The organism is Saccharicrinis sp. GN24d3, assembly GCF_052400645.1.
Taxonomy (GTDB): domain Bacteria; phylum Bacteroidota; class Bacteroidia; order Bacteroidales; family Marinilabiliaceae; genus Saccharicrinis.
This window is the reverse complement of record NZ_JBQTGI010000021.1, coordinates 84,375-95,565: the sequence shown is the minus strand read 5'-3', so window position 1 is coordinate 95,565 and position 11,191 is coordinate 84,375. Positions and strand designations below refer to the sequence as shown.

The following is an 11,191-nucleotide window of genomic DNA, read 5'->3' as shown; positions in this document are numbered from 1 at the left end:
ATCCCCGCAACATCAAGTGCGATGAAATTTTAATGTAATTTTTTTACCCACGATAAATTCTTTGAAAGTAATCGGGACAAGTGATGCCTCGTTTCAGTAAAGCCTTGTTTTATTGTACTTGCGATGCTCATGACGAACCTCCAATACATAATCCGGAATTAATCAAATCTTTAAGAACTGTCGGCACATACCCAAACCCTATATCAATTAGTATTTTAACAAAAAACCGTGAACGTACCTTATACGACAATAGGGAACCGCTTTATACATACATATGTGGATTATTAAACAATAAAAAATGTCATTTGTATAGAATAGGTGGCGCTGAAGACCATCTTCCTATTATTTCTCATATTCATCCAATGATTGCCCAGCTATGCTTATCAAGGATATCAAGCTTTCGACATCTGAAATGATAAAAAGAGAGTACTTATTTCCACATTTTAAAGGATGGCATGCCTTTACGTATCACATCGGCTCAAAGGATAACTTAATTGAATATGTAAAATATCAAGAAGCACATCACAAATCAAAATCGTATAAAGAAGATTATATTGAACTAATCAATGAGCATAACATTGAGTTTGATGAGAGATATTTGTTTTGATGGCTATTCAACCCCTTCTGGGTTGAGATGTGCATCTAGCCTGATCCACGGGTAGCAACCCGCGGTTATTCATATTTAACCACTTCGTGGTTATGATTTCTATCCAACCGGCAACTTCTTAGTAGTTCGTACAGGCTAATCCCCATAACGGTTCCGATGGAGCTGGCTATCATATCGTTCACGTCATTAACGCAACTGCCAAAGGCAAATGGGGTGATTTCTTCCTGTACCAACAGTCCCAGGCAACCCATTGAAAAGATGTAGACAACCATGCGCGACATCTTGTTATCCAACCATTTTAAACCAACTGGAATTATTGCCATGCTTGCTCCAAGTGCGGCCAGAAAGTTGGGCAAAGATCCTAAAAAGACAACAATAATTTCGTTCGACTTATATGAAGGACGCAGAAAATCCCTGTTTAACAGATACAACAATTCCAGCAATGCCAAAGCTGTAATAATTCTAACATTAATATGTTGCAGCTTTCTTTTGGGGATCTCAACCGACATGTTTATTTATTTTCAATACTATCCTCCAAATAATCAATGGCCTCGGGACCTTTATTGAAGATTAGATCTATCACACTTAAATTGGGGATAAACGGAAATCGATCTTGAAACACCTGTCGATATTCAAGTGCTTTAAATTGCGTGTCGGCCTCGTTAAAATTCTTTTTAGGATGGATCACCTCCCTAAAATCGGTTATTTCCTTGGCAGCACCTGGAATATACTCTTCCGTTAAATTTATATCCATGGGATAATCCAGGGCATCAAAAATCACCTGAAGCAACTCCATGTTGTAATCGAACAAAAAACGATACTTCTTCTCATAAAACGGCTTAAATTCGTCCATGTAATATTCGAAAAAGGGTGATGAATTATAGGCTGAAACAATAGAACGCCAATGCAGTGACTGCCATCTCTCGTCGTATGAAATTTCCAGGTCTTTGGTCTTCACTTTAAGTCGTCGTCCTTTGGCCACCGGCACGGTTAATGGGAATGCTCCATTGGCTGCCAAAATATCACATCGGTTTCTATATGTTTGCTTTATATAATTATCGTGGTGTTCAATAATGGGATTTTTGGCATTGATCATATGTGCCAGATACTGAACGGGAGGCAGATAGGCTATGGTAAACAAGGTATTATCTCTCTTCATCAGTTGCTACTCTACCGCATCCTTCTGCTCTTTTTCAAACGGGATATCCTTGGCTATGTTTTCCGTCTTCTTTTTCTTGCGCATGGCTATACCAAAATAAAACGCCCCGACTATGGCACCCAAAATAAAAGATGTGATCAGCAATATGGCCAGGGACAAATCACCTTGCCAGGTAAAAATTCTAAAATGTACCACTTCGGCATTCTGAACGGAAAAAATAACCACCAAAACAGCCAACACCATCAATATCCAAAAAGATTTTTTCATACTTTAATAATTAGATAACAGACTACAAATCAATCTACCTTTTTCAAAAATCGGTCTTTCCTTAGATATATCCAACCTTTTTTATTGATATCTCTAGATAAAAGAATTTTTTTTACTTTTCCTATAATATGGTTTTCAGGCACAAAACCCCAAAACCTACTATCAAAAGAGTGTGGTCGGTTATCGCCAATCACCCAATAATAATTCATTTTAAAGGTATATTCGTCCACCATTTCACCGTTCAACCAAACTTTCCCATCCTTTCTCTTCAATTCATTTTGTTCAAAAACCTCGATCGCTCTGCCGTAAAATTGGAGGTTTTTTTCCGTCAGCTTTATTTTTGCACCTTTCCTGGGTATATAAACAGGCCCCATATTGTGCATATTCCATAGCAGGTGGCTATCGAACGGAAAAACTAAGGGATCAGGCAAATTCTTCAGCATATGATCAGGCCTTATTCCTTTGGTAAATCCTTGAATGTTGTCGTAATCTTTTTGTAATATTTCCCATGCAATTCCCTTATCACTTGTATATTCGTTGTACGGTTGAATGTTTTTTTCGTTCAGCAGCTGAACCGTCTCTTTATCCATGATGTATCGGTCAATAGACTCTTCGGGAAACGCCAGTGTTGCACCATTGGCATAGCAAATACCATTAACTATCTCAATCGAATCCCCGGGTAATCCATATACTCTTTTCACAAAACGAGGTCGGTCTTTAACATCGAGATACTTTAAATTAGTTTTATCTTTTAATTTGAAACCGCCTTCTCCATATAATCGCTTTAAATAATGGTAACTTTCGGTCGGTCTGCTTTCCAGTAAAGTATCTGCTTCAGGGAAGTTAAAAACAATCGCATCATTATAAGAAAGACTGGCCATCCCCTTGCTCCTGCCATAACTGCTGACTTGGTTACAGCTATGCCTTGGTCCGGGAATCAGTTTGTTAACCAACAAAACATCACCCACTTGCAAGGTTTGGTGCATGGAAGAGGTATGGAAAGTATAAATACCGATAAAATTGTTTTGCATGAACACAACTACCCACAACGCTAAAATTATAGCTACGGTCCACTCAAAATACTTAAACCAAATCGTTAATTTACGCTTTAGATAATGCCAAACCGAACGCAAATAAGGATTCGTTCGTACCGAATCGATAAGCACGGCGATTCCTACAAACGGCAGTAAACTCTCTGCCCATATCCCTAATATGAGGAGTAAAATACAGAGTCCTATTTTTATAATACTTTTAACACGCATTGCCATAAAACGAAAAAGCAGGAGTGAATATTACCCCACCCCTGCTTTCTTTGTAAGTTAATATCTTATGCCACTTTGATTATTCCCCCGTGGAATATTCTTCACGGGATAAAGTTAGCACTTTGGTACAATACCGATATATGTTCGATAGCCTAATATGAATGGAATGCAATCTTGGCCCCACATCAAACATTATTCGATATTATTCGTTTACTACCCATTTAAAGAAGCGGTTAAATCTAATTTTACCCCCAAACCAGGACTTATCTTTGTTCAAAGATAACCAGACCAAAATGGGGCGCCCCACCACATGATCTTCAGGCACAAAGCCCCAGTATCTAGAATCGGCCGACTGGTGACGGTTATCCCCAATCATAAAATAGTAATCCATCTTAAAGGTATACGCTTTTGTCTTCTCGCCGTTGATAAAGAACTCGCCATTTTTAACTTCCAGTTTGTTTCCTTCGTAAGCGGTAATAACACGGTCGTAAATTACCAGGTTTTCCATGGTCAGCTGCACCGTTTCTCCTTTTTTAGGAATATACAAAGGACCATAATTGTCGCGGCTCCACATATAATCTGTACTATATGGCCATACGCTTGGCACTTGAGCGGAATCCACCTTTTCCTCGTCCATTGCCATTTGGCGGATAAAAGGAAAAGTCTTCATCTTGTCAGCTTTTTCCTTTGTCAGCGGCAAACGATAATAAGGTCCTATCCCCATATTGTTTGCATCTTCGCCAGATATCTCAAGCTTATCCAAAAACCTACTGTTCAACTTTGTTCCATCGGTCATTATATTATACCAATGCTGTAATCCGGGAGGGTTCTCAGCTTTTTTGCCGTTAATATACACCTGATTATGACGAAACTCCAACGTATCGCCGGCAATGGCCACACATCTTTTTACATAGTTATCTCTTCTGTCTACAGGTCTGTATATCACCTCGCCATAATATTCAGGGTTTAAAAGAATTTGCTGTTTACCCAGTTCACGATACTTATGATTAATCTCCCATTGGCTTGCATTTTCCAAACCTGCCATTACACTCCTATCCCGTTGGGCAACCTCCCATCCTTTTCTGCGTGATTCCACATAATAATCCGGATTTACATATTTAACAGGCACGGTATCCTGGGTTGGGAAATTAAACACCACAATATCGTTATTCTCAACTTTGCCAAACCCTTTTAAACGGCGATAGTCCCATTGCGGCCATTCCACGTACGATTTGGTGTTCAGAATAGGTACCGTATTTTGCAACAAAGGAAATGACAGAGGTGTATTGGGAATACGAGGCCCAAAGCTCACCTTACTCACAAACAGGTGATCTCCAACCAACAATGATTTCTCCAGGGATGATGTTGGAATCTTGTAATTTTGAAACAAGAACAAATTGATAAAATAAACGGCTGCCAAGGCAAAAATCAAGGCATCAGCCCATTCAATAAACGCACTTGGTTTTTTGCCGTCTTTGGTTCTCTTCCAAAAATCCCAGGGCACTTTCTTTGAGATATAGATATCAAAAATTACAGCCAGTCCGGGTAACAACCAATAGTTACCTACCCAGATCACCCATAAAAAATATACTAGCGCTGCTATGGAAAATCTAATCCATGTTGCAACAGATTTCTTTGGCATAATTATTAAGTTTTATTTAAAATTTTAACATATCACCCATTCCCAGAAAACCTTTGTTTTTAGCGGTAAACTCAGCGGCCAAAACTGCCCCTAAGGCAAATCCCTTGCGAGACTTTGCACTATGGTGAATAATTATTTCGTCGACTTCGGAGTCGTAAATTACGGTATGAATTCCTGGAACTTCCTCTCTGCGGAAAGCTTCAATTTGAATTTCATTGTCATTAGGAAACTGCTCTTCGGTCCAACCTTGCTTGCGATCCAAATTCTCTATAATACCTTCTGCAAGCGTTATGGCCGTACCACTCGGGCTATCTTTTTTGTGAATATGATGCGTTTCCTCCATGGATACCTCATAGTCGGTGACTCCGTTCATCAATTGGGCCAGCTTCTTATTGATCTCGAAAAAGATATTAACCCCTACGCTGAAGTTAGAAGCATAAAAGAAAGTCTGCCCTTTGTTTTCGCATTGATCTTGGATCTCGCTCATTTTATCGAGCCAACCAGTGGTGCCGGACACAACGGGTTTGTTTCTTTTAAAGCACTCCACAAAATTATTATAAGCCGCCTCGGGCATGGTAAACTCAATGGCAACATCTGCAGCAGCAAACCCTTCCCCATCGAAAGTATCCTCGCTCTGCATATCTATTTTGGCTGTTATGGTATGTCCCCGCTCAAGGGCAATCTTTTCGATTTCCTTGCCCATTTTACCATAACCTATTAATGCAATGTTCATAAAGTAGATGTTTAGATAAAAGATTTTGAGATAAGAGACCAAACCTTCAAAATCGAATAATTATTTTAACGGAATGTAACAAAGATAAGAGACTAATTAACGCGGGGACACTTAGCCACCGGGTTTAACTAAATATTAACCTGCATTACCTTTACACATCAATGATTTAATATTAAATTGTATTTGGTTGGCAAATATAAAAAAGATAGTTAGCAAAGCGCAAATAATATCCTAAATTCACGGCTAAGGGCATCACAAATTAATTTCCATGGGCACCTCTCGGCATAAATCATGGCTAAAGCCATTATCATACTTTCAAAAAGCCCAAGCATAAATGCCAGGGTTATGGGATAGAGATGCTTAAAACGCCCATCAACACCAAAGATAACCCTAATATAATCCTTGTAATTCCCATCCCCTTGACACCGCCCTTTGGGGTGGTGAATACCAAACCGTGAACCAGGTTGTAGCCATAACCTTCTTGCTAGCTTTAAATCAGGGCTAAAGCCCGTCTTCACTTCTTATAATCTCCCTGGCATAAATGCCAGGCTTATGGGGTATAGATATTTAAAACGCCCATCAACACCATAGGAAATCCTAATATAAACCTTGTAATTCCCATCCCCTTGACACCGCCCTTTAGGGTGGTGAATACCAAGCTTAAAATCAGGCTTTAGCCATGACATTTTTATCAAACCCCAAAGGCAATCACCCTTTAAAACTCTCAAAACCAAACTTCTCCTTAAACTCGTTATATTCTTCCTGCCAAGTTTTAATCTTATGATGTTCTTCCTGCCGCTTAATATATTCTCTAACCTTAGGAACTTGCGACTCACTAACAGATACTGCATAATATTCATCCGCCCATTCAAATTTCCCGGAGAACACCTTTTCTTTATTTATCCAGTACGACGACTCTCCTTTTATTAGCTGCATTGTCTTTGACAAGGCAATATCTGCATTAAGCATCAAGAGGCAATGAACATGATCTTTATGACCATTTATAAAATCAACACAAATCTTTTTATCTTTAGCATTTTCTCGTATATGTTCAAAGATTTGTCTTTTATTTTGGCTGGTAAGGAAGGCTTCTCTTCTTTTGGTACCCCAGACACAATGAAGCCATATTTTAACGTAAGACATATGTTGATGGATTAGATTGTATTTGTAATCCTAACTAATCTGTTTAAGTTATAAATAAATCTTAGGTTAATCAAATCTATAATTCAAAAATCCCTACATATATCATGGCTAAAGCCCACATCGGCAAGATACACTGCCCTAGCATAAATGCCGGGGTTAAATGATATTTATAACATCCTTCTGCGCCAAAGGTAATTCCCAATATAAATCTTGTAAACCCTATCCCTTAACACTGTCTTCAGGGTGATGAATACCAAACCGTGAACCAGGTTGTAGCCATAACCTTCTTGCCAAGCTTTAAATCAGGGCTAAAGCCCGTGTTCACTCACTGTAATCTCCCTGGCATAAATGACGGGCTTATGGGGTATAGATATTTAAAACGCCCATCAACACCATAGGAAATCCTAATATAATCCTTGTAATTCCCATCCCCTTGACACCGCCCTTTAGGGTGGTGAATACCAAGCGTGAAATCAGGCTTTAGCCATGACATTCTTTTCAAACTTTAAATCAGGGCTAAAGCCCGTGTTCACTCCCTGTAATCCCCCAGGCATAAATGCCGGGCTTATGGGGTATAGATATTTAAAACGTCCATCAACACCATAGGAAATCCTAATATAAACCTTGTAATTCCCATCCCCTTGACACCGCCCTTTAGGGTGGTGAATACCAAGCATGAAATCAGGCTTTAGCCATGACATTCTTATCAAACTTTAAATCAGGGCTAAAGCCCGTGTTCACTTACTGTAATCTCCCTGGCATAAATGCCGGGCTTATGGGGTATAGATATTTAAAACGCCCATCAACACCATAGGAAATCCTAATATAAACCTTGTAATTCCCATCCCCTTGACACCGCCCTTTGGGGTGCTGAATACCAAGCTTAAAATCAGGCTTTAGCCATGACATTTTCACCTTGTGTTTAATGTAAAAAAAAGGGCAAAGAAGTATTTCACCTCTTTGCCCTTTTTTAATTCGTTATCCTATTGTACTAGTTCGCCATAGCTTTTTGTACAACTGCCTTAAAAGCATCTGGATGGTTAACAGCTAAGTCAGCAAGAACTTTTCTGTTAATCTCAATATTTTGCTTGGTCATTGCACCCATTAACTTAGAGTATGAAACTCCTTCGATACGAGCAGCAGCATTGATTCTCTGAATCCAAAGTGCTCTAAACTGACCTTTCTTTCTTTTTCTGTCGCGGTATGCGTAACCCAAACCTTTTTCGTAGGTATTCTTCGCTACCGTCCACACGTTCTTTCTGCGCCCAAAGTTACCTCTGGTTTCTTTTAAAATCCTTTTTCTTCTTGCTCTTGAAGCAACAGCATTTACTGATCTTGGCATTTTTACTTGTTTTTAGAATGATTAGCGCCCTGCTCCCAGGATCTTCCAGCTAACTTCATTCGGTTAATAATTTTAAAAATAAGGATGCTCCTTATTACTTCATGTTCAAACACAACTTGATGTTACTCTCGTCGGATGGATGAACTAAAGTTGCGTAAGTAAGATTTCTCTTCTGCTTTTTAGTCTTTTTGGTCAAAATGTGACTTTTAAAAGCATGCTTTCTTTTAATCTTACCGCTTCCAGTGATCGTAAAACGCTTTTTGGCACTGGATTTCGTCTTCATCTTTGGCATTGTACTATTATTAAAAAGTTTATATAATTGAGAAGCTTACTTCTTCACTTTTTTAGGCGAAAGGAAAATAATCATCCTTTTACCTTCAAGCTTAGGCAGCTGTTCAACCTTACCAAATTCCTCCAGATCCTGAGCAAATCTCAACAATAAGATTTCCCCTTTTTCCTTAAACAAAATAGAACGCCCTTTAAAAAACACGTAGGCCTTCACTTTTGCTCCTTCTGAAAGAAATTTTTCAGCGTGCTTTAATTTAAAGTTATAATCGTGGTCATCGGTATTAGGACCAAACCTAATTTCCTTCACTATCACTTTTACAGCTTTAGACTTAAGCTCTTTTTGCTTGCGTTTCTGTTGGTACAGAAACTTCTGATAATCAGTAATTCGACATACGGGAGGATCAGCCTTAGGAGAAATCTCCACCAAATCCAACTCTAACCTATCAGCCATTTTAATGGCTTCAGATGTAGAATAAACCCCCGGTTCATCAACGTTTTCACCAACTAGTCTAACTTTTGGAATTCTAATTTCGTTATTTACACGAAAATTTGGTGTATCCTTCTGCGGCGGACCGCTGTTCCTTCTTCTATTAAGTGCTATTTTAAGATCCTCCTTTAAATTAATTAATATTCATTTTATGCTTCAATCGCAGAAAGTTGTTCTTCAACCTCCTTATTGATAAATCCCGAAAACTCTTCGATAGTCATAGTGCCTTTGTCACCGTCACCCTGCTTACGCACCGAGACTGTATTTGTTTCAGCTTCTTTTTCGCCAACAATTAGCAGAAAAGGTATGCGTTTCAGTTCATTATCTCGAATTTTACGTCCGATTTTTTCGTTACGATCGTCTAAAACGCTGCGAATATCGGAATTATTCAGGACATTTGAAACTTTTTTTGCGTAATCGTTATATTTTTCACTGATTGGCAGAACAACCACTTGTTCAGGCGTTAACCACAGCGGGAACTTTCCGGCAGTGTGTTCAATCAATACGGCAACAAATCGCTCCATACTTCCGAACGGTGCTCGGTGTATCATGACAGGCCTATGCTTAACACCATCGCTTCCCATATACTCCAAATCAAAACGTTCGGGCAAGTTGTAATCTACCTGAATAGTCCCCAACTGCCATTTACGGCCGATTGCATCGCGAACCATAAAATCGAGCTTAGGACCGTAGAATGCAGCCTCACCATATTCCACAATGGTTTCCATGCCTCTTTCCTGGCACGCTTCCACAATGGCCGTTTCGGCTTTTTCCCAGTTTTCGTCGCTACCAATATATTTGCTCCTGTCTTCTCGGTCTCTTAAAGAAACTTGCGTAATAAAATCATTAAAATCAAGTGCCTTAAAAATGTAAAGAATAATATCGATTACTTTTTTAAACTCATCTTTCAATTGGTCCGGCGCACAGAAAATATGCGCATCGTCCTGGGTAAATCCACGTACCCGTGTCAATCCATGCAACTCGCCACTTTGCTCGTAACGGTATACCGTTCCAAACTCGGCCATGCGGATAGGTAAATCTTTATAGGAAACAGGTTTTACCTTATAAATCTCGCAATGGTGGGGACAGTTCATGGGTTTCAACAGGAACTCCTCGCCTTCTGCTGGTGTATTGATAGGCTGAAATGAATCCTTCCCGTATTTTGCGTAGTGACCAGAAGTCACATACAACTCTTTGTTTCCGATATGTGGGGTAATTACCTGTTGGTAACCATATTGCAGCTGCACTTTCTTCAAAAAGTTCTCTAAACGCTCGCGCAGCTTAGCGCCCTTCGGCAACCACAATGGCAATCCTTGTCCTACTCGCTGAGAAAACGCAAACAACTCCAGTTCCTTACCTATCTTTCGGTGATCGCGCTTTTGCGCTTCCTCCAACCTCACCATATATTCATCCAACATTTTTTGCTTTGGAAAAGTAATGGCATAGACCCTTGTTAACTGCTTGCGTGTTTCGTCACCTCGCCAATACGCCCCGGCAATGCTTAATATCTTAACTGCTTTTATCACCTCTGTGGATGGCAGGTGTGGTCCGCGACAAAGATCCGTAAAATTACCTTGCTGATAAAAAGTGATTGTACCATCTTCCAGCTCGTCGATCAACTCCAACTTGTACTCATCCTTCTTCTCGGTAAAATACTTCAAAGCATCGGCTTTACTAACCTCCGTTCTTGCATACCGGTTCTTTTGGCGGGCCAACTCTTTCATCTTGGCCTCAATCTTTGGCATATCACCATCACGCAATACTACGTCATCTCCAGGATCTACGTCATAATAAAACCCGTTTTCGATGGAAGGACCGATACCAAATTTCATTCCCGGATACAAAGCTTCCAATGCTTCAGCCATCAAGTGAGCCGACGAGTGCCAGAAAGCGTGCTTACCTTCTTCATCTTCCCACTTAAACAATTTGATGGAAGCATCATTATCAATAGGACGTGTAAGATCCCACGTTTCACCGTTTACTGCAATCGATAAAACTTCTTTTGCCAAACGAGGACTAATACTCTTGGCAATTTCCAAGCCGGTAACCCCTGCTTCGTACTCTCTTACACTATTATCCGGTAAGGTTATTTTAACCATGTTTACTTAAATTATTTGTTGAACCTGGATTATACGGACACCCAAATTTCAACATACGTTTATAATTTATATTAAAAAGAGCGACAAAGATAAATAATATTTGCCGCGAATAATAAGAGATTCTATTTTTTAATGGTCAGGTAATGCCTGAATCGTTCTTAG

Annotated in this window: 13 protein-coding genes; 1 reads left to right on the top strand and 12 read right to left on the bottom strand. The window is 39.5% G+C overall.

Annotation, left to right across the window (positions count from 1 at the left end; all coding sequences use genetic code 11):
* Window positions 1-376 precede the first annotated feature (376 nt).
* The gene (locus ACT29I_RS20850; RefSeq protein ID WP_444794319.1) at window positions 377-607 is read left to right on the top strand and encodes a hypothetical protein; all 231 of its coding nucleotides are present in this window, start codon (window positions 377-379) and stop codon (window positions 605-607) included.
* A 65-nt stretch (window positions 608-672) separates the two neighbouring features.
* Here the strand turns inward: ACT29I_RS20850 and ACT29I_RS20845 are convergent, their stop codons facing one another.
* The 12 genes from ACT29I_RS20845 to thrS form a co-directional block, all read right to left on the bottom strand.
* Window positions 673-1,116 carry a hypothetical protein gene (locus ACT29I_RS20845; protein ID WP_430934847.1) on the bottom strand — a complete coding sequence of 148 codons (444 nt, stop codon included), beginning with the start codon at window positions 1,114-1,116 and terminating at the stop codon, window positions 673-675.
* A gap of 2 nt (window positions 1,117-1,118) precedes the next feature.
* The gene (locus ACT29I_RS20840) at window positions 1,119-1,766 is read right to left on the bottom strand and encodes a WbqC family protein (RefSeq protein ID WP_430934846.1); all 648 of its coding nucleotides are present in this window, start codon (window positions 1,764-1,766) and stop codon (window positions 1,119-1,121) included.
* A 6-nt stretch (window positions 1,767-1,772) separates the two neighbouring features.
* Entirely contained in the window at window positions 1,773-2,033 is a 261-nt protein-coding gene (locus ACT29I_RS20835) for a LapA family protein (protein WP_430934845.1), read from the bottom strand.
* 29 nt (window positions 2,034-2,062) lie between these two features.
* Complete coding sequence (gene lepB / locus ACT29I_RS20830; protein ID WP_444794318.1) at window positions 2,063-3,295, bottom strand: signal peptidase I; 1,233 nt, start codon at window positions 3,293-3,295, stop codon at window positions 2,063-2,065.
* Between the two features lie 202 nt (window positions 3,296-3,497).
* Window positions 3,498-4,937, bottom strand: a complete 1,440-nt coding sequence (gene lepB, locus ACT29I_RS20825; protein ID WP_430934843.1) for a signal peptidase I — start codon at window positions 4,935-4,937, stop codon at window positions 3,498-3,500.
* Between the two features lie 16 nt (window positions 4,938-4,953).
* Window positions 4,954-5,670 carry a 4-hydroxy-tetrahydrodipicolinate reductase gene (gene dapB / locus ACT29I_RS20820; protein WP_444794317.1) on the bottom strand — a complete coding sequence of 239 codons (717 nt, stop codon included), beginning with the start codon at window positions 5,668-5,670 and terminating at the stop codon, window positions 4,954-4,956.
* Between the two features lie 708 nt (window positions 5,671-6,378).
* The gene (tnpA, locus tag ACT29I_RS20815) at window positions 6,379-6,813 is read right to left on the bottom strand and encodes an IS200/IS605 family transposase (RefSeq protein WP_430934841.1); all 435 of its coding nucleotides are present in this window, start codon (window positions 6,811-6,813) and stop codon (window positions 6,379-6,381) included.
* A gap of 473 nt (window positions 6,814-7,286) precedes the next feature.
* Window positions 7,287-7,514 carry a hypothetical protein gene (locus ACT29I_RS20810; protein ID WP_444794316.1) on the bottom strand — a complete coding sequence of 76 codons (228 nt, stop codon included), beginning with the start codon at window positions 7,512-7,514 and terminating at the stop codon, window positions 7,287-7,289.
* Between the two features lie 290 nt (window positions 7,515-7,804).
* A complete protein-coding gene (rplT, locus tag ACT29I_RS20805) occupies window positions 7,805-8,155 on the bottom strand; it encodes a 50S ribosomal protein L20 (RefSeq protein ID WP_430934840.1) in 351 nt (116 codons plus the stop codon).
* A gap of 94 nt (window positions 8,156-8,249) precedes the next feature.
* Entirely contained in the window at window positions 8,250-8,438 is a 189-nt protein-coding gene (rpmI, locus tag ACT29I_RS20800; RefSeq protein WP_430934850.1) for a 50S ribosomal protein L35, read from the bottom strand.
* A 45-nt stretch (window positions 8,439-8,483) separates the two neighbouring features.
* Window positions 8,484-9,044 carry a translation initiation factor IF-3 gene (gene infC / locus ACT29I_RS20795; protein WP_430934849.1) on the bottom strand — a complete coding sequence of 187 codons (561 nt, stop codon included), beginning with the start codon at window positions 9,042-9,044 and terminating at the stop codon, window positions 8,484-8,486.
* A 35-nt stretch (window positions 9,045-9,079) separates the two neighbouring features.
* Window positions 9,080-11,029, bottom strand: coding sequence for a threonine--tRNA ligase (gene thrS, locus ACT29I_RS20790; protein ID WP_430934839.1), 1,950 nt, complete (start codon window positions 11,027-11,029; stop codon window positions 9,080-9,082).
* Window positions 11,030-11,191 lie beyond the last annotated feature (162 nt).